Source organism: Rhizobium sp. BK312, from assembly GCF_014193605.1.
GTDB lineage: Bacteria > Pseudomonadota > Alphaproteobacteria > Rhizobiales > Rhizobiaceae > Rhizobium.
Map to the genome: position 1 here is coordinate 473,503 of NZ_JACHZP010000002.1, position 21,434 is coordinate 494,936.

The following is a 21,434-nucleotide window of genomic DNA, read 5'->3' on the forward strand; positions in this document are numbered from 1 at the left end:
GGTTCGCTTGAGCCGCTTTCCGCCAGAAAGCGTGCAGGCTGCACTGATGATGGAGCTGTCGCGCTAGATGAAGCGCGACAGGAAGCTTCTGGTGCGGGGATGCTGCGGATTGCCAATCACATCCTCCGGCTTGCCCTGTTCCACGATCTTGCCGCCATCCATGAAAACGACGCGGTCGGCCGCTTCGCGGGCAAAGCCGATCTCGTGGGTGACGACGATCATCGTGAGGCCCTGTTTTGCAAGGTCGCGCATGGTGGCAAGTACTTCGCCGACCAATTCCGGATCGAGCGCCGAAGTCGGTTCGTCGAAGAGCATCAGCTTTGGCTTGATCGCCAGCGCTCTTGCAATCGCGACGCGCTGCTGCTGGCCGCCGGAGAGTTGCCGGGGGTAGTTGTGAGCCTTGGCCGACAAGCCAACGCGGTCGAGCAATGCCAGCGCATTCTCGGTTGCCTGCTTGTGGCTTTCGCCATGAATGCCGATTGGCGCCTCGATGACATTCTGCAGCGCTGTCATATGCGGATAGAGATTGAACTGCTGGAACACCATGCCGATCTTGCGCCGCTGCAGCGCGATCGCATGGTTGGAGAGCTTGACCAGCCGACCCTTGTTCAGCCGATAGCCGATCTGCTCGCCATCGACTTCGATCGAACCGCGATTGATCGATTCCAGATGATTGATGCAGCGTAGGAAAGTCGACTTGCCGGAACCGGACGGCCCGAGAATGACGACGACTTCACCGGGCGTCACATCGAGGTCGATGCCTTTCAGGACTTCAAGATGTTCGAAGGACTTGTGGACGTTGCGCGCCTGTACCAGGGGACTGGCGTTGACGATTGAGTTCACGGAAGCGTTCATTGGCCTGCCTCCTGTGCCGGCACAAGCGCGGGCGTGCCGTCTGCTGCCACCTTCGTCCCGCTGGTGCGGCGGTCGGCGCGGCTATAGTAGCGCTCGATATAGCTCTGGCCGATATTCAGCACCGACGTAATCAGCAGATACCAGATGACGGCGACGAGCAGCATCGGGACGACCTCAAAGGTGCGGTTATAAATCGACTGCACGGAATAAAGCAGATCGGCCATAGCGATGACGCTGACGAGCGAGGTCGCCTTGATCATGCTGATCAACTGATTACCCGTTGGCGGCACGATGGAGCGCATGGCCTGCGGGATGATGATGCGGCGCAGAGCCCGGCTTCTCGTCATGCCGAAGGCTTCGGCGGTCTCGAACTGGCCTCTATCGACCGAAAGCAGGCCGCCACGGATGATTTCGGCCATGTAGGCGGCTTCGTTCAGAGCAAGGCCGGCGATCGCCGCCGTCATCGGGCTGATGACGGAATTGGTATCCCAGCTGACGAAGGTCGGGCCGAAGGGGATGCCGATCGATAGCGTCGGGAAGAGCGTCGAAAGATTATACCAGAAGATCAGCTGCACCAGCAGCGGCGTGCCGCGGAAGAACCAGATGAACAGCGAGGCGAGCGTGCTTGCCAGGGTGTCTTTCGACATGCGGGCAATCGCCAGCAACAGGCCGAAGACGATGCCGAGCACCATGGCGACGACGGTCAGCCCGAGCGAGACATAGAGGCCGCTGATGACGACGGGGTCGAAGAAGTACTGGGCGACGACATGCCAGCCGAAGTTTTCATTGTGCGCGACCGACCAGGCCCAATAGGCCGCGATCGCAAGGGTAACGATCCAGGCTGCCACACGACCCTTCGGGAACGGTGTGTGGGCATTTGCCACATCCCGTTCCGACGCATCGCCTGAAGGCGATGCGATGTTTCCGGCGTTCCTACTCATTTCGGTAATGTCCCGCCAAGATTGATACCGGGTTCCTTGATCATGTTGTTCTCAAGGCCCCATTTTTTCATAATGGCGGCATAGGTGCCGTTGTCCATAAGAACCTTGACGGCCTCCTTGAGGATCGGACCGAGCGGCGAGCCTTTCGGCACGACGGCACCTTGATAGAGATCCTCGAAACCGTTTTTCTGGCCGACGCCCGTTAATTCGAGCTGGCCGTTCGCCTGCGAGACGAAATAGGTGAGCGGCGCCTGCGAAGAGAAGAAGGCATCGGAGCGCTTGGAGCGGACGGCGAGGATCGAGCTCGGCTGGTCGGTGAAGGACTGAACCTCGATTGCACCCTTGCCATCAGTCTTGCACTTCTCGGCCTGCACCTGGATCACCTTTTCGGCCGATCCGCCGGCCATGACGGCGATGCGCTGGCCGCAGGCGCTATCGAGCGAGGTAATGCCCTTCGGATTGCCCTTCTGGACGGCGAAGACGACGAATTCCTGCACCCAGTCGACGAAATCATTGGCTTCCTCGCGGCTCTTGAAATCGCCGATCGGGCCGAAGGCAAATTGATAGCGGCCGGAATTGATGCCGGCGAGGATGGCGGGCAGACCGCTGACGCTTTCATGCTCGATCTTCACGCCAAGCACCTCGCCGATCGCGTCGGTCAGATCGGCGCTGGCGCCGCTCAGCTTGGTGCCGGTGACGATTTCATAGGGAGGGAAAGAGCCGTTGTTGACGGAGATCATTTTGCCCGATGTGCGGATCGCTTCCGGCAGCTTGGCTTGCAGGTCCTTGTTGACCGAAAGTTTCGGCAGGCTCGCATCCTCGGCGAAGGCGGCGCCCGACATCATCAGGCTTGCCAGGGCGAGGTAGGTCATTTTCTTCAGCGACATGTTCATTCCCCTTTTTGCTTTGTGTCTCTGATATGATGTGGTCGTCAGGCAGCGCTTGTCCGGCTGCCGTCGACGTCGAACGGGAAGAGTTCCTCCGGCGTCATCAGCCGCGGCAGGATGCCCTGCACATGCAGCTCCTCGGCGAAATCGGCGATCATCTTGCGGTTGGCGGCAAAGCCGCTCGCATCCCACCCTTCGGGCAGCTCGGTGGCCGATTTCAACAGTTCGTCGAGCATGAAGGGCGTGGTTTCGGCATATTTGCGCCGCTTGCTGAGCCACATGCGCTGCGATTCGTCGATCAACCTGCTCAATTCGGCAATGACCCAGGGATGCTCGGCGACGATCTCAGCCTTCAGGCCGATCAGGTGCATCCCCGGTACATAGCCCACATCGGCAAAATAGCGATGCTCGGCCGCGCGGAAATCGGGCAGAAGCTGGCGGAAGCCGGAGTTGCCGGCGAAATAGCCGTCCGGCATGAAGGGCGTGAAGATCGCGTCAAGCAGCCCTTCCTTCAGCAGGTCCACCATCGGCCTTTCGCCGGGTGCCGCCTCTATGCGGCCGGGACGGCCAAAGCCATCAAGGCGGTCGGTGATCGGATGGGCTTCAGTGAGGCGGCCGGCATACCATATGGCATCTTCGACGCCGACGCCTTCGCGGCGTAGCGCTGCCCGCGTCCAGGTATTGCCGGAGTCGCGCCAGCCGGTGACGCCGATACGCTTGCCGGCCAATTGGGCGAAGCTCGTGATCGGGCTTTCCTTGGTCGTGATGACGCAGCGATGGCGGAAGCCGCGCATGATGAAGTTCGGTATGCCGACCACGCTCTCGTCGCCGTCGATGCGCATCTGCGTGTAGCGGCTGAAGGATGTTTCCGCCGCGTCATAGGCGTCGCTCTTCCCAACATGCGAGACCAGCGTGCCGACCCGATCCACCTTGATGTCGAGTTTCGGGGAGGAGACATCGCCCAGGACTAAAGGCGTCATATAGTCCCAGTCGCGGAGGGCAAGGCGGAGAGTAAGGGGCATGAAATTCACTCGCGGGAAAACTTGTTTTCTCAACGAGTAAATGTTCAATATAAGTCGATCAAATGTTATTACGTTATTGAACATTAAAAATGGTGTCAGAAATGAGCGAAGAGCGGGATGCGAAATGGTTTGCCTCACAATTGAGCGATCGGACCATACGTGGCATCGCGCTTGAAACGAGCGCGCTCATTCGCGCTGGCGCCCTGCCTGTTGGCACCAAGCTGCCGCCGATCCGCGACCTCGCCTTTGTCCTTGGCGTGAGCCCGGCGACCCTGTCGGAAGCCTGGAGCGAACTCAGACGTCAGAAGATCATCAGCGGACGCGGCAGGAATGGCACATGGGTCAGCGGCGACCGCTTCGTCGCCAAGCCGGCGCGGTTAGCAAGTGTCGGCGATTACGGTTCCGACGCCCTCAATCTGACAGCAGCCGTTCCCGATGTTCGCCTGCTGCCAAAGCTGGAGGCGGCGATGGCCTATGGCGCCTCGGCCGAAAATCTCAACAGCTACGAGCGCAGCCGCATCCTGCCGGAGCTTGAGCGCGAGGTCAGGAAGACATGGCCCTATGAGCCGGAGGCGTTCCTGGCGACTAATGGCGGCTATAATGCCGTCTACACCCTGATCAACGCCCTCGTCATGCCGGGTGCTGCCGTTGCGATCGAAGATCCGACGGGCATGCGGCTTCTCGATATTCTCGAGGATCGGGGCGCCCGCATCATTCCGGTGAAATGCGACGAGGAGGGGCCGCTGCCGGCCTCGCTGGAGGAAGCGCTAAAATATCGCCCGGTCGCTTTCATCTTCCAGCCGCGCATCCATTCCGTCACCGGCCAGAGCGTGAGCCCGGCACGCATGGCAAGCCTCACGGAGATCCTTCGCGACAAGGATACGCTGATCGTCGAGGACGATGGCATTGCCGATATCTCGACGGCACCACGTCATTCGATGGGACATCTCTTTCCGGATCGGGTCATCCATATTCTGTCTTACTCGAAGACGCACGGGCCGGACCTGCGCCTCGCCGTATTGTCGAGCTCACGGGCGATCATCGACCAGATCCAGTCCTATCGCAGCTTTAGTTCCGGCTGGACCAGCCGTATCCTGCAGGCGGCGGCTGCCTGGCTGCTGCGCGATCCGGCGACGGCATCGTGCCTGGATCATGCCCGCAGGACCTATCGGGAACGCCGCGCAGGGCTCATCGATGCGCTTCGCGAGCGCGGCGTCGATGCGTGGCACGGAGAGGGATTATGTGCCTGGGTGCCGGTCTCGTCGGAGCCTTTCGCGATGGTGACGCTTGCTGCCCGAGGCATCGCGGTGCATCCCGGTGCCAAGTTCTCGATCCTGCCCAGCAGCAATTTGCGCGTCGCGACGGCCAATCTTTCGGAGCGGTGCGACGAGGTTGCCGATGCCATCGCACTTGCCGCCGTCCACACATGATTTCTGGAGACAGTCAGCCGCGTTGGCTGGCTTCAATGCCTTTGTGAGCGCCTTTCGAGGCGCCGATATAGCGAACCAGGATTTCCGCCAGCTTGGCCGAGATGAGGGCGATGATGGAAATCGCGACGAGATAGATCGCGACGTAGACGGGCTGCGGCAAGTGGGTATCGCGCATCAGATGCCCGTAAATCTCAGTGAAGCCGCGATGGCACATATAGATGGGATAGGAGAGATAGCCGAGAAAGATAGCGAGCCGTTGCAGCCTCTCTGGCAGTTCCAGCATCGTGCCGGCAAGGACGATGAGCGGCGAGATCAGGATGCAGAAAACAAGCGCATATTTCAGCGAATAGGTGGGGAGAAACAGCAAGATTAAGATCACCGCAATGGGCAGCAGGGCGGCATAGCTGTTCATGGTCCAGCCAATCGCGGTGCTGTTTCGAAGCCGGTAGATGATCATTCCGAGCGTGAAGGAAAAGAAGACGCGGGCAAAGCCGCCGTCCACCGAGTGCCATTCCCAGCCCAGATCGAGCGATTTGTGCAGGAAGACGGAGCCGATCAGCAGCGCCAGAGATGCAGTGGCTATGAGGATCAGGCTCCGCGTTTTCAATCTGAACAGCACGAGCGCGAATATGAGATTGGCCAGCAGCTCCCAAAACAGCGACCAGGCGGGGCCATTCAGCGGATAAAGCGCCAAGATGTCGCCCGCCGACCGCGTCAGAAAACTCGGCGAAGGCAGCATGAATATGGTCGTAAGGATGCTCGCGGCAAGATCGGCCCGTCCGACACCGGATGCCTGCCAGTGCAGCAGCAATTGCACAAGGCCGTAGACGCTGCCGATGAGAAAGAGCGGATAGAGACGCGCGTAGCGAGCCTTCATGAAGGCCAGCACGGTCATGCCGCTCGCGAGTTTTTCACCATAGGCCCTGGCAATCACGAAGCCGCTGAGCACGAAGAAAAAATCGACCGCGATATAGGCCGAAGGCGCATAAGGCCTGTCGAGGTGATAGACGACAACGGCGAATGCCGCCAGACCGCGCATCGCATCCAGGGCGGCATATCTGTGTCTCGTTGCATCAGCCGGCATTGATCGAAACCTCATGGGGGGGAAAGGTTACGCCTAAGCTATCCGGCGGCCCGCGCGCCGAAGAACTCGTTTCTAAGGTTGCGATCGAGCGGGCGCACCCGCGAAAGGTTGCCCAGGAACTGGCGCGGACTTGTCAGCACCGACCGGTTGAGGAAATGGGTCCTGATGAGATTGGAGGATTTGCTGTGGGCGCCGGCATGGCCGACCCGATAGATCGCGCCGCGGAAGGGCAGCGAGCCGAGCGGAGAGCCGGCGTCGGCCAGCAGCTTGCCGATGCGCACGTGGCTGCCGAGCATGGATTTGATATAATCGATCTCCGCATCCTCGAAGGTCGCCGGCAAGCGATAGAGATCGGAGCGAATGATCAGCGACGTACCGCAATAATTGGCGAAGTCGTTGTGATGCATAAGCAGCCTGCCGCCTTCGTTCCAAAGATAGCCCCGGTTGATTTTCCAGCCGTTGGCATCGGTATTTCCAGCCGCGAAATCCACGATGTTGGCGCTGACGAAATCATCGTCGTCGACGATCATGAAGAAACGGGTATCCCGCGCGGATAGCATGCCGCTCAGGACGCGGCGGCCCTTGTCCAGCCGGAATGCATCATAGACCTTCTCGCGATCGGCGCCGTTGATGTCATGCAGCTGGTTTGGCGGGAAGGTCACGCGTTCTGCCGTAAAATTCGGCGGCAGATCCGGCAGATCGGCGCCTTCATTGGCGACGACAACGCCGCGCCAGTTTTTGTTGGACTGCCCGGCGATCGATGCGATCGTTTGCGACAGCCGCCGTTTCAGCGCCGGCCAATCATTGGAATTGGCCTGATGGCGAACGGGAATGATGAACGTAACCAGTGTCATGAGGCGCCTTTCCGACTTGGTATTCTATCGCGAGATGGAATGAGCCTTTTCCGTCCTTGTTCGCGACGACTGCTACTGTGCCTTCGCGCGACGGCCTTGCAGCGTCGTTCGCACGAGGAAGAGGACCCTTTCTCTGCATAGGAGAAGGATGAGGGCTGAATAGGCGAGGCCACCGACCAGGACTTCGCAGATAAGGCGTTCTGCCAGGGGCTGGTTGATCAGGGCCGACGAGATTGCCAGCACGGCGACAAGCATGCCGAGATAAGCGGCGATGGGCCTCAGGAACTGACCGAAATATTCCGCGATGCTGAGACCGATCAATCGCGACACCATCCACAGCGTCACCGGCCAGAGCATCACTACTCCGAGCATGAGACCAAATACGACGGTTGTCACCCCGTATTGGTGAAGAATGAGCACGGTGAGGATCGAGACGACGTTGCGCACCAGCTGATAGTAGAACCACCAGTCGGATCTGCCCTGGCTGGTGATCAGGGAGGCCTGGATGATGCCGATACCGGCCATCAGGCCGATGACGCAGAAGAAACGAACCGGCCAGATGGCGGCGGCCCAGTGCGGTCCGAAGATCAGCGGAATGGCATCGTCGGCGACCGCCGCAAGCCCCATGAAGGCCGGGAAAGACACCAGCGAGCAGCCGAAGGTCGCCATGAGGAAGGCTTCGCGCACCTTGTCCTTATCATGCTGCAGCGAGGAGAGCAGCACGTGGCTGACCGAATTCAGCCCACCCGCAACGACATTGTTGAGCATCTCGTAGAGCCGCCGGGCGAAATTATAGATGCCGAGAGCGGCCGGGCTCACCAGCGTGCCGATGATCAGCTGGTCGAGATTCATGGTCTGGAGGAAGCGGTTGCCCGAGGCGAAGATGCCGTAATGCAGCAATTCGCGCAGGCTCGAGAGCTTGATCCGGAAACCCGGCAGCCATCTTGCGCCCCAGAATGCGGCAACGCAGGCAGCAGCGGGAGCGGCGATCTGGGCAATTGCAAGCGCCCATAGCCCGAAACCGGCGAAGATCAGAGCAAGACAGATGGTCGCCGAAACGGTAGTGGCGATCGCCGTGCGGGCAGCTGCGAGATGGAAGGACATCGTGCGGCCGATCAGGGCGTTTGGCACGATGATCATCATGTCGAAGAAGATTTTCAGGCCGATGATCAGCAGCAGCTTGACGATGTCGTCATGTCCGACCCAATGGGCGAGAAACGGGGAAAGCAGAAACAGCGCGGCATAGAGGATCGCCGCGGAGGCGAAGGATAGCCAGAAGACAGTATCGAGGTGGCTGCGCCGAATGGATTTCTGCTGGATCAACGCCTCGCCGAAGGCCGTCGGGCCGAAACCGGAAGCGAAACTGACGATGGCGAAGGCGAGTGCGACCAGGCCGAAATCCTGGGGCAGAAGAAAACGCGAGGTGACGACGAAGACCAGGCTGTTGAGCGCCGTTGGGATCAACGTGTCCAGCGCCGACCAGAAGGCGCCTCTCAATGCGGCCCGCGATCGGTTCTCGCTCAGATGTTCAAAGACGACTTCATCCGTTTCGGAAGCCAGCAAACGCATACCTCGCCGTTTTTAGACCTTCGGCGAATGCCGGAAACAGGCGCCCGCCATTGCCGCTTCGCCGTCGCCCGATGAAGCAGGACGGCGTGCTGGATGCATGATCTAGGCCAGCCCCTCGATTTGTCCAGGGAAAATTGTTGCATTGCAACATTGCGTTGCTGAAAGTGATGTGGCGATCAAGGCAAACGCGAAATTTGCCTCTTCCGAGCAGTGAAAAAGTGAGCTTCTACTGCGCGGCCGAGCGGACCCTTGGCTCGTCCCATTCGATCTCGGCAGCTGTTTCCGCTTCTTCCTGAGGCTCGTTCATCTCGTAAAGATAGCCTTCGAGCATGTCGCAGGCGCGTTCGGTGGCGCCGATCTTTGCTTCCGTTTCGCTGATGGCGGTGGCGATCGCTTTGATGCGGGCGCGCAGCATGTGGCCGACTACGTCTTTGCCCGGACGCTTGCCCAGCCGCTCTAAATGAAGGCCGATGCGATTGGAGTGTCGCTCGAGCTCGCTCTTGCTGAAATTCGCCTTGCGAATTTCTTCCAGAAGGCTCGCGCGCATCTTGGCGACCGGATCGAAGGTACCAGGTTCCCGTTCGTCAAGCACGACCTCTGTAATCAGCTTCTCGATCGCGACCAGCGCCTGCAGGTCGACGGCATCGGTCAGTTCGACATCATAGCCGGTATCGTCGAACACCTTGCGGCGTACGGGGTCGAGAAGAAGCTCGTAGGCCTTTTGCAGCCGCGCGAAAGCCTCGGTATCGCCGCCGGAATCCGGATGGGCTGCCTTCGCGCGCTTGCGATAAGCTGCCTTGATCTGCTCCTCGCCCGCATCGCGCGCAACGCCGAGAATATCGTAGGGATCAGTCACTCCAACTCCTGCCGCCGCTTATTCCTGTTTTAAGGCCCAGCCGCTGATATCGCCGGAGCGGTTTAAACTTCCCGCCCGATCGTTTCAATCGGCTCCGGCGCTATTTGTACCATCACAAAGGCAGAGTTTGGACAAAAAGAGTCAGGTGTCAAAAACGGAAAGGTTTCTGTTGTGGAAAGGTGGCGTTCAGGACATAGGCCACGTGGAGACGGCGAAACAAGACAAATTCGGCCCGCTCCGTTGCTGGAAGCGGGCCGATCATTCAATGCCTCAGATCTTCTAAGCGGCCGAGAACGGCACGGCGACGAAGGTCTTGTTGCCGTCTCGCTCGATCAGGAGCAGGACGGACTTGCGGCCATCCTTGCCGGCTTTGGCAACGGCCGTCTGCACCTCATGGGCGTTGTGGACCGGCTGATCATTGACCGAGACGATAATGTCACCGGTTTGGATGCCAGCCGCAGCGGCGGGCTTCTCCGGATTGACGCTGGCAACGACGGCGCCCTCGACGCCATGCGGCAGGTTCAACTGCTCACGCACATCCGGTGTTAGGTTGGCAAGGCCGACGCCAATGCTCGGTTGATTGGAGGGCTGGACCTTGCCGTCGCCAGCGTCGTTGGCGGCCTGCTTGCTGTCGTCATTGCCGCCGATGGTGACATTGACGTCCATGCTCTTGCCGTCGCGCCACAGGGTGATGGAACGTTTGTCACCGGGAGAGAGATCGGCGACCAGCCGCGACAGATCCTTCGGCGTCTTCACGCTCTCGTTGCCGACGGCGGTGACGATGTCGCCGCTCTTGATGCCGGCGCGGGCGGCCGGGGTATCGTCATTGACGCTGGCGACAAGCGCACCCTGGGTCTGCGAGAGGCCCATGGCATTGGCGATATCCGAGGTCACCGGCTGGATGGCGACGCCGAGATAGCCGTGATCGATCGAGCCGTTCTTCTCCAGCTTGGCGACAATCGCTTTGGCCTCGGCAGAGGGAATGGCAAAGCCGACACCGACGCTGCCGCCGTTCGGCGAGTAGATGGCAGTGTTGATGCCGACGACATTGCCTTCGCGGTCGACCAGCGGCCCGCCGGAATTGCCGTGATTGATGGGGGCATCGATCTGGATGAAATCGTCATAAGGGCCGCTGTGCAGGTCGCGGCCGCGAGCGGAGACGATGCCGGCTGTGACGGTCGTGCCGATGCCGAAGGGATTGCCTATGGCGAGAATCTGGTCGCCAAGCTTCAGCTTGTCGGAGTCACCCCAGGCGATGGTGGCGAGCGGCTTCGGCGCGTTGATCTTCAGGACGGCAAGGTCCGACTTGGCATCGGCACCCAAAAGCTTGGCAGGCAGTTCGGTGCCGTCGTCAAGCGTCACCTTGATGTCGACCGCATTCTGAATGACGTGATTGTTGGTGACGATGACGCCATCGGGGCTGATGATAAAGCCGGAGCCGAGCGCCATGGCGCGCTGGTTCTGTTGTTGGCGCGGCATCTGCTTCGGGAAGGGGATACCCTGGTTTTCGAAGAATTGCCGGAACTGCTCGTCCATCGGCGAGTTGCTGCCGTCGGCGCCGGTATCGGTCGCCTTCATGGTGGTGGTGACGGTGACGACGGCCGGCTTGTCGGCATCGACGATCGGAGCGAAGGAGCCGCCGGGTGCGATGATGCCGGCCGGTTCGGCGGCCGAGGCGACGGTTGCGGATGTGCTGAAGGCAAAAGGCAATGCGCCGGCGCCGACGATGATAGCGGCACCGACGATGGCGGCTGTGCGATGTTTGCGGAGAAGAGAAGGCATGGCAAAGTCCCTTGCGAGATCGTTGGCGGTTTGGCGGCCCGTCCATATCGGAGACGAGCTGTGATTGGTTCCGCGTCAATTTTGCGAGCGACTTTGTTTCCCGTTTTTACTGCAGGAAGCAAAGTATAGATTTGAATTGGCGCTTGGTGTTAATATGATCCGCCAAGAAACTTTTACAAATTAAATATTGATCATGTTTGTATTGCAAAATGTTAAGATATTACATGAATTTAATGTTGAGCGACCGGAAATTTTCCATATTTAAAGCTGCGCTGCCGGCCAACGCTTGAGGGCCTCTATTCCAAGCTCTGTCAAAGCGTAGATTCCTCGGTCAATGCGCTCGAACCAGCCGTAAACGTTGTCCCTCAGAATTTGCGGGGCCTTCGGTGCTGCTTCGCGCATGTCTTTCGGGCGTTGCGCTCCGTTTTCGATGGCAGCGGCGCAGGCAAGGGCCTGTTGGCGATAGGCGGTCATGATCGGCTTGCGCGTGCTGCCGCCTAGGGCCGGATCCCCCTTGCGCCGGCGATGCTCTTCCACAAGGCGTGACCTGCGCCGCGCATTCTTGCGCGGCATCGGCGCGACGGGGCTGACGACGATGTCGACGACATCGCTGTCCGAGACGGTGAGCATGCCGAAGCCCAGCCTTCGGCAAAGGTCGCGGAACCGACGATCGCCTTCCCGACCCTTGCCCTTTGCCGAGACGCGGGCGGCGATCCAGACCTCGTCGCTGGCAGCAGCGCGATCCACCGCCTGCAGGACGAGTTCGAGGTTGAAGGTCATCTTCAGTTCGCAGATGACGACGACAGGCGGCTCGCCATCAGTCAGGCCGACAAGGTCGCAGCCGCCGATCTCGCCTTTTACCGCATAGCCGGCCGCTTCGAGAAATGACTTGATCGGGAGATAGAGCGCCGTTTCCAAATCCGCCTCCGGGCTTTGCACATCCGCACGAGATTAGCCGATTCGGTTAACCAGACGGTCGATAGACGCGGCAATAGGTAGCCAAGTTAAAGCGAAGGCGCTGAGGTCGATTCGCCGGATGCCTATGCCGGCGCCCGACAACCGCCATTCTCGCCGCAATTCGCGCAGCCCTGACGTCATCGATATAGACGAGCCCAACCCATCAATAAAACAATGGCTTACTTGCCATATTTGATCTCGCGGAGAAGCTTTTATCGACATAACCAGTCGGAATTTCAATCTGATAGCGGAAGTTGTGTGCGGCGTGTTGAGGTGGTTACCTGATGGAGACTTGGCTCGTACTGTCGAATTGCCAAACCTACGAACTTGCGAACTCCCTGAAGCTTCTTTCCTCTCGTTTCCATATCGATGCAATCGACATATGGGCATTCACGAAAAATATCGAGAAATACAAGCAGGAATTACCCCGTTATTTCAGGGTACTTCTCCACCCCCGCTTTTACAGTATGGATTTCGATTTCAGTATCGCTCAGAATATCGATTTCATCCCCTCGATCAGCTTCGATGCCTATCATCCAGATATCTGCTATGCCTTCTCGCCCGGCTCTGTCCAAGGCCCGATGGGCTTTTATCATTCCATGATCGTCCTGGCGGCGTACGAAGACGGGTTAAGTGTAGAAACGACCCGGAAGCTCTTTCGGCGCGACGTTTTCGAACGATGCGGCTTTTTCGCACGCTGGGAACGGGAGCGGGCGCGGCTCCTCAAGCATTTTGCCGAATATGGTCTGGATATCGCGCCCTGCTTCGCACAATGGTCGCGAGGCGAAGCCTTTATGTATTCGGTGAATCATCCGAAGATCCGCTGCATTCACGATATTGCCGGCAGCTTTTTGAAGCGGCTGGGGGTCGAGCCTATTGTCAGTGGTATCAAGCCCGTTGACGATTTCCTGAACGGGGCGTGCTATCCGGTCTATCCCGAAATTGCCGAGGCTTTCGGAACCCCGGGCTCCTACCTTTTCAAGCTGCCGGACGAGTATCGACTTATTTCCCTCGAGAGGTTCGTCGAGCTCAGCTTTGCCGCGTATTCGCGGCTTCCACCGCGATCAATTCAGGTCGAATCGACCTTTCGTGCGCGCTATGACCATGTGAAAACAGTTGTGGTGGAGGCAGCTCGATAACCGATCGCTAAGCCGGCCGGGTATCATCAGCCTGTGCCATGCTGATCGAACTCTTGCGATCCGCACGCACCGTCGGTAGCCTGCGCGAGAAAAAAGGCCGCAAAAGCGGCCTTGTTCATTTGACCTTGGTCAAGCCGTGAAATCCAGCTTCACCTCGCAGGCGCCGATGGATGCCGGCAATAACGGCTTGTGGATACGCTCGCCGAATTGCCGCTTGAAGCCGAAGACGTTGCCGATCAGGCTCTTAGTGTAAAGGCCGGGGCCGCTCGAATAGATGCGCCAACCGCCATCGACGGCGATATCGCCCGCCTTGACGCGCGCCCATTCCGCAGATGCTTGATAGCGGTCGTCGAAGGCCGCATCGCTGCTGCTGAAATAGGTGTTGCGCTGGCGCAGAGACGCATGTTCCACCCTGCCGCTGACGGCAATCGGATTGGCGAGCGCGAGTGCCGCCCATACCGCTTCCGCATCGTCTTCGAGCGCCAAGGCCTCGCAGTAGCGCAGATGCGCATGCACATACATGAGCCCGATTTCGCGACCGAAGAAGGACGAGGATTCGGCCCGCCGGAACAGCTTCTCCGGACCACCGGAATAGGTTGCCGGCTTTTCCATCAGCCGCACGCCGTCCGGGAACAGCAGGTTCTCGCGAATGATCTTCATGTGGGCGTGGCGCTGATCCGGCGTGAACAGCCCGCCGATCATCGGCTGCGTCATCGCGATCAGCGAATAATGCAGCCCGGTGCGGGTATCCTCTGGATGCAGCAGCAATTCGACGCCGTCATGGCTCGGATCGAAGACGCCATAGCCAGCGACGATGCCGTCCCGCATCAGGAGCCTGTTGAAATCGGCGCGCATGGCAACAGCCGTTGCTTGAAGCGACTGCGCTTCGTCATTGCGGCTGGCGAGCGTCAGGATGTTGGCGTAGCGCACAAGCTGTTCATACAGAAGTGAAACGGTCCAGCTGCTGACCATCCAATCGCGCAAATGCGGATCGGCCGGCTGCAGGCTGTCGTTCCAGTCGCCCTCGCCGTAGCGGATCAGGCTCGTGCCCGGCACGAAGCGGCTGCGCACGGTGTCCAGCAGCTTTTCGATGTGATCGGATATCGTTGCATGTTCGGAAGTCAGCTGCATGGTGTCGTCGGCGCGCCACGGCACAGTTTTGGCAAGGAAGGCGAAGTCGCCGGTCGCCTCGATGTAATCGCAGAGCGCCTTCAGCGGCCAGACGACGATATCGCCATGCGCCTCGCCGGCGCGGATATTGGCGTAGGGCTCCAGCATGAACCATTGTGGCCAGTCGCCGCGATCTCGATACTGCTCGGAAAAGAGCGTCGAAAGAATTTGCCGGACTTCTTCGTCATGCTCGTAGGCGAGCAGGAATTCGATTGGCCCCTGGCAGACGTCGCGCGTGCCCCAGGCCGCCCCCGTATATTGTTCGAGCCCATGCGGCACGCTCAGATGGATGATGGCGTCATGCGCGATCCAGGGCAGCATCACGGCCTGCGCCGCCACATCTCGGCCATCACCCTCGATGCGCGCGCCCCGCGTCACATGGCTCCAGAAGCGGCGCGCCGGCGCCAGCATCTCTTCGCTTTCGACACCGGCGCTGTAGCGCGCAGCAAGGGCTTCGGCCGTATCCGGATCGGTCATCGAGCCCGTGACGGCAAAGCGCAGTGCTTTCGTCGGATGCGATTTCAGGGCGATGAATGAGCCATTGCGGGCGGTGCCGTCGCTATAGAGCAGTTCATCGCCACCAACGGCTTCGAACGCATCCGGGGTTGAGGTGACGAGATGGTATTCAGCCTTCGGATACCGGTCCCACAGCCAGGACGGCTGCGGCCGGAAAGAGATGCGCTTGCCCGCCGTATCGACTGCGATGTTCGTCACGGCTTCGTAATCACGTTCGCCAAGCACGATATGGCCAAATACGAGGAAGCGGCAGGCGGCGCCCTCTACGGAAACGCTCCATTGCATCGCCGGGTCGTCGCCGGAGGCGATTGCCGATACAGTGATGGTTCGGCCGGGAAGGCGGTAGATCCAACGCACATCGCTCAGCCCCATCTCGAAGGCGGCGGGCACGCCAAGCAGGCGCCAGCCATCGCCGAGATCAACGAGGATGCGCAGGCCGCTCGACCGGGTCAGATTGTAGGGATCGCGCGAGACCGAAAACAGCTTGTGGAAAGATGTGTTGCCGATGGTCAGCTGCGCCGCGAAGATGCCCTGCATCCAGCAGGTGGCGGCCAGTGTCTGGTCATCGAGCAGCATGTTCTGGCCGCTGCGGACGATGGCGCCATGGCGGCGCGCTACCTGCCGCTCCTTTTCGCGCAGCACGATGTGCCTGTTATGCGGCCCGTCGGGCACGAAGAAGGAAAGCAGCTTCCCGTCGGCGTGTTCTTCCAGCATACGCTGGGGGTAGAGCGTATTGATCGCGGCTTGATCCAGATCGTCGCTTTCGGCAAGCGGCGCGTCCTGCACGAGGCTGCGCACTGGTTGTCCAACGGATATCGTCTCCGCTGCCAGCTCACTTTGAAGCGCCGGCAGGCTATCGAGATTGGCAAGATCGGCGTCACTGGAAGCGGCCGGATGATCGGCAACGAAGAGGCCGAAGAAGGTCGTCGCGGCGGCGGCACCTGCTGCCAGGGAAAGCGGCTTCGACTGTATTGTCGGGCAGGCGACTTCGTGCTGGCGGCGCGCGCTGGGCAGGCTGGTGCCGAAGTCCGGCACCATGACGCCATCATTGCCCTTGGACGGCACGAGAAGCTGGATTGCATCGGTCGCGTAGGCCGCCGCACCTTCGAGGCAGCCCTGCGCCAGCCACGGATTTCGCCCGCCACCCTGCTTGAGGTTCTGCCTGACCATGATGACAGGGCCGAAGGCGCTATGATCGGCAATGTGGTGATCGATATATTGCGAGGCATAGGCTTCGCTGTTCATCAGGAAGCCGCGATCGCCGAGGCCGACATCCTGAACGAGAACGAGGTCGGCCGAAAGCGTCGCATTGGTGCTGTTTTCCAGCGAAACCTGCCAGAACCATGCGGTCTTGTTCGGGTGCAGCCGCAGGCTGACCGTATGCTTCACACCGGCCGTCTCGCCGCTCCACGAAAAGCCGTTTCTGCCATGGCCGAACTGCACGGCAGCCTTTGGCCCGACGATTTCCGCAGTCGCCGGCTTCGCACCGCCGATGCGCAGATAGAGCCGGCCGATACCGCCATAGACGGGCGAACCGAGGACCTGATTGATCATGACGCCGCCCTGCTGGTCGGCAAAGTCGATCGAAAACAACGTGCCGTTCGGCAGGGCCGAAGCCGAAAGGCCGGCGGTATTGCTGAGGGTGATGAGGCCAAGTTCTTCGCGGCGGGGCGTCTGAAAGCTGCGATTGGTGTCCGAGGACATAAGCGTGATCTCGCTGATTCATGGATTGGATGAGTGGCACTAGATCACAAGGCGCCGTCCGATCATAGGAGGCAATTCGCCATTCACCAGCGCAATCTTTTGTGACGGCATACGGAAAATATAGGCCTAGATCCGGCGCAACGCGCCGGATATTTTCGCGTACGGAGGCGCGGTTTCAGTGATTTGGAAGCTCCGCAACCTGGTTGGCCGTGCGAAGGATTGCCGAAAGATCGGCATCGTCGAAGGCCTCCTTAGAAATGCCTTTGGTCTGGAACGTCCTGCTTTCCCCGGGCGCGAGATTGACCAGCATGTCGTCGACCTCGGCATTCGGATTGATGCGATCGACGAACAGGCAGACATCCCGCAGGAACGACTGCGCCGTGATGGTGACTGCAACACCGTCCACCGTCTGGACGCTCTCGACGTCAAAGCGCGGCTGCGGATATTGCAGCTTCATATCCTTCTCGAAGAACCACCACGCTTCCGCATCGCCGAGGCGGGCGCGTAGATATTCGCGGCGCGGATCGCTTGGTGTCGCGACCTCGGCCGGAATCTCGATATCGGCATTCTCGAAGCGATCGCACAGGATGCGCCAGACATGGTGACGGGCAAGCAGCTTGCCGTTGAAATCGAAGCGCTCGACGGTGAAGGGCACGCGCCAGAACAGCGTTGCGTCATTGACGGCGACCGCAGCCAAGCCATCATCGCGCGGCTGGATGGTGAGCAGATGCGTCGCATAGCTATGCTTCAAGGCATACCAGAGCGGTTTCTTCCGGCCGGCGCCATCGACGGCCGCCCAGGAGGTGACCGGCCAGCAATCGTTAAGCTGCCAGACGATGGTGCCCATACAGGTTGGCCGATGCGAGCGCATATGGTCGATGCCGCAGCTGATCGCGCGCGCCTGGTTCAGCTGGGTGACGAAGAGCCAGTCGTCGAAATTTTGCGGGTGGGGAAACCAGCCTTCCAACCCCTGCAGAAGCTTGTCGTTGCCGCCGGTTGCCTTCTGGTGATGCAGGACCGCGGGGGAGGCCGGGGCGCGATCCTTCTCGCGAACGGATTGGGCAAGGGTTGCGAATGTCGGCGGTGCTTGCCAGCCGAATTCGGAGCAGAAGCGCGGGATATAGTTGCGGTAGGTCTCGTAGCCCACCTCGTTCCAGACGTCCCAGATGTGCTTGCAGCCATGTTCGTCCGCGTTCGGCGCGATCTCCATGGAGCCGGAATAGGGGCTGCCCGGCCAATAGGGTCGGGTGGGATCGATCTCGGCCACCAGCTTCGGCAGGAGGTCGAGGTAGTAGCCGGCGCCCCAGGGGCGATTGCCGAGCACGTCTTGCCAGCCCCAGTCGAAATAGCCCCAGATATTCTCGTTATTGCCGTTCCAGATGACCAGCGAGGCATAGGGCATCAGTCGCGTGATCGCCTCGCGCGCTTCCGCCTCGATCTCGCTGTAGACCGGCTCTTCTTCGGGATAGGTGGCGCAGGCAAAGAGGAAATCCTGCCAGACCATGATGCCGGCGGCATCGCATTCCTCGTAGAACGTATCGGTTTCATAGATGCCGCCGCCCCAGACCCGCAGCATGTTCATATTGGCATCGCGAGCCTGGCCGATCCGCTCACGGTAGCGTTCACGCGTCACGCGTGGCAGGAAGCAATCATCGGGGATCCAGTTGGCGCCGCGCGCAAAGACCGGCACGTCGTTGACGACGAGCGTGAAGGCAGAGCCGATCTCGTCCGGTGTCGTATCCAGCCGTACGGAGCGGAAGCCAACGCGCCGCTTCCAGCCGTCGAGCGCCGCACCGTCCGAGCCGAGCAGCTGTAGGTCGAGATCGTAAAGCGGCTGACCGCCCATGCCATGCGGCCACCAGACCTGCGGGTTGTCGATCCGGCACTCGATCAGCGCGTGGGTCTCGCCTTGCGCGACACGCACTTCCGCGCGCTTGCCGCCGATGGAGAGCACGAGTGCCACGCTGTCCGTGCCCTTGTCGGCCCATTCGATCTCGACATGCAGGCGCGCGACGCCCTGGCTGCCTTGCAGGGTGATTTCTGGCCGGATGCTGCCGAGACGGGCCTTCGACCAGCTCTCGATAACGATCGGTTTCCAGATGCCCGCGGTGACGATCGTCGGACCCCAGTCCCAGCCGAAATTGCAGGCCATCTTGCGGATGAGATTGCTCGGACCGGGATAATTCTGGGGAATATCGGCGGCGCTGCCGAGCTGTTTGCGGACCTCCTCGCCATGTTCATAGGCGGATTGGAAATCGACGATCAACTCGTTGCGGCCGCTTTTCAGGTGATCGCCTATGTCGAAGCGGTAGCTGCGATGCATGTTCCGGGTTTCGCCGAGCAAGCTGCCGTTCAGTTCCAGGCGTGCTGCCGTGTCGAGGCCAAGGCAGGAAAGATCGATGCGCTCGGCGTCCTCGCCATCCCAATCAAAAGCCAGCCGGTAACGCCAGGCGGCGCGACCGATCCAATCCTGCGAGATCTCGTTGACGTCGAGATAGGGATCGGTAATCAGCTGCGCTGCCATCAGGTCGAGATGAACGTTGCCCGGCACGGTCGCGGGGATCGAATTGGGCAGGGGCGGGGCACTGGATGGCGCGCGAAGGCGCGAGATGGTCCAGCCGGTGTCGAGCGTCTGTCTTTTCATGTCATATGTCCGTGATGAAATGGATGTCTCAAACAGCCTTTGGCGCGATGAACTGCAGGCCCGCCTGCAGGTGGCGGTTCATATGATAGGCGTAGGCGATTCGATCCCGTTGTTCCAACGCTTCGATGATGGCGCGATGCTCGTGATAGGCGCTGTCGACAGCCTCGCGTGAGCGCTTTCCGGCCTCCATCAGCCGCTGCAACAATGGCTGCAGAATGCCATAGACTTGTGACAAGGTTTGATTGCCGGCGAAGCCGACAAGGGCGGCGTGAAACCGGAAATCAAGTTCGGCAGCCTCGGCCAATGTCGATGCGGCCTTCATTGCGTCGTTGATGGAGCGCAGCCTGTCGATGGCGGTTTCGTCGAGAGTTTCGAACAGAAGATCGCTGAGATTGACCTCGATGAGGCGACGGAACCCCTGGATATCGAGAAAGCTTTCTGCCGAGATGTCGATGGCGAAAGAGAAAAGCTCCATTAGCGCCTGCTGGCGGCGATCCGTAATCACCGCGCCGACCTTCTGGCGGCTTTCGACGATGCCATAGGCCTTCAGGATGCGGATCGCTTCGCGCACTGTATTGCGGCTGGCATTGAACATGGAAGCGAGTTCGGCTTCCGAGGGTAGGGCGTCTCCGAGACCGAGATTGCGCTCGCGCATCAGCCGTCGCAGCGCGTCGACCACCTGATCGACCGCCGAACCCCTATCCTCGATGTCAGCGGTATCTGCCACCATCTCTCCTCCGCTATCGGACCATATTGTTGGTCAATAAGAGGTGTCAACCGTGATACGACGGGTAGACATTTCGCTTTTCAAGGATATTTTGACCCACAAATGGGGAGGTGTCATATGGAAAGCTGCTGGCGTTGGTTCGGCCCGAAGGATCTCGTTCCGCTCTTGCATGCGCGCCAGGCAGGCGCGACGGGCATCGTCACGGCGCTGCATGAAGTCTCGCATTCGCGCGTCTGGATGCCGACCGAAATCGAAGCGCGAAAGGCGCTGGTCGAGGCGGCGGGGCTGCGCTGGAGCGTGTGTGAATCGATCCCCGTTCCGAGCGCAATCAAGCTCGGCGGGGTAGGGGCGAAAACTGCGATCGGTGTCTGGAAGGACAGCCTCGTTAATCTCGCCCGCTCCGGCATCAAAACCATCTGCTACAATTTCATGCCTGTCGTTGACTGGACGCGTACGGATCTGCGCTTCGAGATGCCGACCACCGCGCTCGCATTGCGTTTCGACATGGCGGAGTTCGTTGCCTATGACGCGTTCGTCCTGCGCAGGAAGGGTGCGGAAGAAAATTATACGCCGGACCTGCTGCGGCGTGCAGAGGAGCGGCTGAAGGGGCTCTCGCCGGAGGCCGTGCAACGGCTGGAGAATAACATCATCGCCGGTCTTCCCGGCGGTGAGGACAGCTATGGCCGCGACGCCATCCGTTCCGCCATCGCCCTCTTCAACGGAATGACGGCAGAAGATCTCCGGGCCAATCTCGACGCTTTTCTGCAAGAGGTTGTGCCGGTTGCAGCCGAACTCGGCGCCCGTCTCGCCATTCATCCCGACGATCCGCCGATTTCGCTCTTCGGTCTGCCGCGCGTCGTCTCAACGGCAGCGGATCTGCGCCGCATCCTCGGCAATGTCGATCATGCCGCCAATGGTTTGACGCTCTGCGTCGGTTCTCTCGGCTCTCGTGCCGACAATGATGTGCTGGCGATCGCCCGCGAATTTGCCTCCCGCATCAATTTCGCGCATCTGCGCGACGTTGCGATCGAAGAGGATGGCTCCTTCGTGGAGGCTTCGCATCTGGAGGGGCGCAGCGATATCTATGCCATCCTGCGTACATTGCTTGCCGAGGAGGCCCGCCGTCGCAAAGAAGGCCGGGAAGATCATGTGATCCCAATGCGGCCGGACCACGGACATCTGATCGGCGATGATATCGATAAGCCGACCAATCCCGGCTATTCCCTCATCGGCCGCCTGAAAGGTCTTGGCGAGCTGCACGGCGTCATCCATGCGATCGACAAGGCGGGGCTTTGAA

General features: G+C 60.2%; 16 protein-coding genes. 3 read left to right on the top strand and 13 right to left on the bottom strand.

Going from position 1 to position 21,434, the window contains the following annotated elements; genetic code table 11:
- Nucleotides 1–63 precede the first annotated feature (63 nt).
- From FHT85_RS06875 to FHT85_RS06890, 4 genes are read right to left on the bottom strand one after another with little or no spacing between them, the layout of a single operon-like run.
- Nucleotides 64–855, bottom strand: coding sequence for an amino acid ABC transporter ATP-binding protein (locus tag FHT85_RS06875; protein ID WP_246779898.1), 792 nt, complete (start codon nucleotides 853–855; stop codon nucleotides 64–66).
- Nucleotides 852–1,796 carry an amino acid ABC transporter permease gene (locus tag FHT85_RS06880; protein ID WP_112335753.1) on the bottom strand — a complete coding sequence of 315 codons (945 nt, stop codon included), beginning with the start codon at nucleotides 1,794–1,796 and terminating at the stop codon, nucleotides 852–854. The genes FHT85_RS06875 and FHT85_RS06880 overlap by 4 nt, the downstream gene beginning before the upstream one ends.
- Nucleotides 1,793–2,683, bottom strand: a complete 891-nt coding sequence (locus FHT85_RS06885) for an ABC transporter substrate-binding protein (protein WP_112410455.1) — start codon at nucleotides 2,681–2,683, stop codon at nucleotides 1,793–1,795. The genes FHT85_RS06880 and FHT85_RS06885 overlap by 4 nt, the downstream gene beginning before the upstream one ends.
- 44 nt (nucleotides 2,684–2,727) lie before the next feature.
- Nucleotides 2,728–3,705 carry an ABC transporter substrate-binding protein gene (locus tag FHT85_RS06890; RefSeq protein WP_112336106.1) on the bottom strand — a complete coding sequence of 326 codons (978 nt, stop codon included), beginning with the start codon at nucleotides 3,703–3,705 and terminating at the stop codon, nucleotides 2,728–2,730.
- Nucleotides 3,706–3,806: 101 nt separating this feature from the next.
- Between FHT85_RS06890 and FHT85_RS06895 the strand changes: the two genes are divergently transcribed.
- Nucleotides 3,807–5,135, top strand: coding sequence for a PLP-dependent aminotransferase family protein (locus tag FHT85_RS06895; RefSeq protein WP_112410456.1), 1,329 nt, complete (start codon nucleotides 3,807–3,809; stop codon nucleotides 5,133–5,135).
- Between the two features lie 13 nt (nucleotides 5,136–5,148).
- On the opposite strand, the gene FHT85_RS06900 is transcribed toward FHT85_RS06895, so the two are convergent.
- From FHT85_RS06900 to FHT85_RS06925, 6 genes are all read right to left on the bottom strand, one after another.
- Nucleotides 5,149–6,219, bottom strand: a complete 1,071-nt coding sequence (locus tag FHT85_RS06900; RefSeq protein WP_112410412.1) for an acyltransferase family protein — start codon at nucleotides 6,217–6,219, stop codon at nucleotides 5,149–5,151.
- 38 nt (nucleotides 6,220–6,257) lie between these two features.
- Nucleotides 6,258–7,073: a galactosyl transferase gene (locus FHT85_RS06905; RefSeq protein ID WP_112410413.1), complete on the bottom strand. Its 816-nt coding sequence runs from the start codon at nucleotides 7,071–7,073 to the stop codon at nucleotides 6,258–6,260.
- Nucleotides 7,074–7,145: 72 nt separating this feature from the next.
- Entirely contained in the window at nucleotides 7,146–8,642 is a 1,497-nt protein-coding gene (locus tag FHT85_RS06910; RefSeq protein WP_112410414.1) for a lipopolysaccharide biosynthesis protein, read from the bottom strand.
- A gap of 226 nt (nucleotides 8,643–8,868) precedes the next feature.
- Nucleotides 8,869–9,498: a J domain-containing protein gene (locus FHT85_RS06915; protein ID WP_112335748.1), complete on the bottom strand. Its 630-nt coding sequence runs from the start codon at nucleotides 9,496–9,498 to the stop codon at nucleotides 8,869–8,871.
- A 279-nt stretch (nucleotides 9,499–9,777) separates the two neighbouring features.
- Complete coding sequence (locus FHT85_RS06920; protein WP_112410415.1) at nucleotides 9,778–11,280, bottom strand: DegQ family serine endoprotease; 1,503 nt, start codon at nucleotides 11,278–11,280, stop codon at nucleotides 9,778–9,780.
- A 261-nt stretch (nucleotides 11,281–11,541) separates the two neighbouring features.
- Nucleotides 11,542–12,198, bottom strand: coding sequence for a DUF2161 domain-containing phosphodiesterase (locus FHT85_RS06925; protein WP_112410416.1), 657 nt, complete (start codon nucleotides 12,196–12,198; stop codon nucleotides 11,542–11,544).
- Between the two features lie 323 nt (nucleotides 12,199–12,521).
- On the opposite strand from FHT85_RS06925, the gene FHT85_RS06930 reads away from it, so the two are divergent.
- The gene (locus tag FHT85_RS06930; RefSeq protein WP_112410417.1) at nucleotides 12,522–13,376 is read left to right on the top strand and encodes a WcbI family polysaccharide biosynthesis putative acetyltransferase; all 855 of its coding nucleotides are present in this window, start codon (nucleotides 12,522–12,524) and stop codon (nucleotides 13,374–13,376) included.
- Nucleotides 13,377–13,505: 129 nt separating this feature from the next.
- Here FHT85_RS06930 and FHT85_RS06935 read toward each other — a convergent pair whose 3' ends face one another.
- The 3 genes from FHT85_RS06935 to FHT85_RS06945 form a co-directional block, all read right to left on the bottom strand.
- On the bottom strand, nucleotides 13,506–16,766 hold the full coding sequence (locus FHT85_RS06935) for a GH36-type glycosyl hydrolase domain-containing protein (protein WP_112410418.1): 3,261 nt from the start codon (nucleotides 16,764–16,766) through the stop codon (nucleotides 13,506–13,508).
- 175 nt (nucleotides 16,767–16,941) lie between these two features.
- Nucleotides 16,942–19,410: a glycoside hydrolase family 2 protein gene (locus tag FHT85_RS06940; RefSeq protein WP_112410419.1), complete on the bottom strand. Its 2,469-nt coding sequence runs from the start codon at nucleotides 19,408–19,410 to the stop codon at nucleotides 16,942–16,944.
- A 28-nt stretch (nucleotides 19,411–19,438) separates the two neighbouring features.
- Nucleotides 19,439–20,140 carry a FadR/GntR family transcriptional regulator gene (locus tag FHT85_RS06945; protein ID WP_112410420.1) on the bottom strand — a complete coding sequence of 234 codons (702 nt, stop codon included), beginning with the start codon at nucleotides 20,138–20,140 and terminating at the stop codon, nucleotides 19,439–19,441.
- A 114-nt stretch (nucleotides 20,141–20,254) separates the two neighbouring features.
- Here FHT85_RS06945 and uxuA point away from each other — a divergent pair, with 114 nt between their 5' ends.
- Complete coding sequence (uxuA, locus tag FHT85_RS06950) at nucleotides 20,255–21,433, top strand: mannonate dehydratase (protein ID WP_112410421.1); 1,179 nt, start codon at nucleotides 20,255–20,257, stop codon at nucleotides 21,431–21,433.
- Nucleotide 21,434 lies beyond the last annotated feature (1 nt).

Excerpts from the sequence above, each read along its gene's own strand:
- FHT85_RS06890 (WP_112336106.1), bottom strand. The coding sequence starts at position 3,705 with ATGCCCCTTACTCTCCGCCTTGCCCTCCGCGACTGGGACTATATGACG.
- FHT85_RS06930 (WP_112410417.1), top strand. The coding sequence starts at position 12,522 with ATGGAGACTTGGCTCGTACTGTCGAATTGCCAAACCTACGAACTTGCG.
- FHT85_RS06885 (WP_112410455.1), bottom strand. The coding sequence starts at position 2,683 with ATGTCGCTGAAGAAAATGACCTACCTCGCCCTGGCAAGCCTGATGATG.
- FHT85_RS06940 (WP_112410419.1), bottom strand. The coding sequence starts at position 19,410 with ATGAAAAGACAGACGCTCGACACCGGCTGGACCATCTCGCGCCTTCGC.
- FHT85_RS06900 (WP_112410412.1), bottom strand. The coding sequence starts at position 6,219 with ATGCCGGCTGATGCAACGAGACACAGATATGCCGCCCTGGATGCGATG.
- FHT85_RS06920 (WP_112410415.1), bottom strand. The coding sequence starts at position 11,280 with ATGCCTTCTCTTCTCCGCAAACATCGCACAGCCGCCATCGTCGGTGCC.
- FHT85_RS06910 (WP_112410414.1), bottom strand. The coding sequence starts at position 8,642 with ATGCGTTTGCTGGCTTCCGAAACGGATGAAGTCGTCTTTGAACATCTG.
- FHT85_RS06935 (WP_112410418.1), bottom strand. The coding sequence starts at position 16,766 with ATGTCCTCGGACACCAATCGCAGCTTTCAGACGCCCCGCCGCGAAGAA.
- uxuA (WP_112410421.1), top strand. The coding sequence starts at position 20,255 with ATGGAAAGCTGCTGGCGTTGGTTCGGCCCGAAGGATCTCGTTCCGCTC.
- FHT85_RS06945 (WP_112410420.1), bottom strand. The coding sequence starts at position 20,140 with ATGGTGGCAGATACCGCTGACATCGAGGATAGGGGTTCGGCGGTCGAT.
- FHT85_RS06905 (WP_112410413.1), bottom strand. The coding sequence starts at position 7,073 with ATGACACTGGTTACGTTCATCATTCCCGTTCGCCATCAGGCCAATTCC.
- FHT85_RS06880 (WP_112335753.1), bottom strand. The coding sequence starts at position 1,796 with ATGAGTAGGAACGCCGGAAACATCGCATCGCCTTCAGGCGATGCGTCG.
- FHT85_RS06895 (WP_112410456.1), top strand. The coding sequence starts at position 3,807 with ATGAGCGAAGAGCGGGATGCGAAATGGTTTGCCTCACAATTGAGCGAT.
- FHT85_RS06875 (WP_246779898.1), bottom strand. The coding sequence starts at position 855 with ATGAACGCTTCCGTGAACTCAATCGTCAACGCCAGTCCCCTGGTACAG.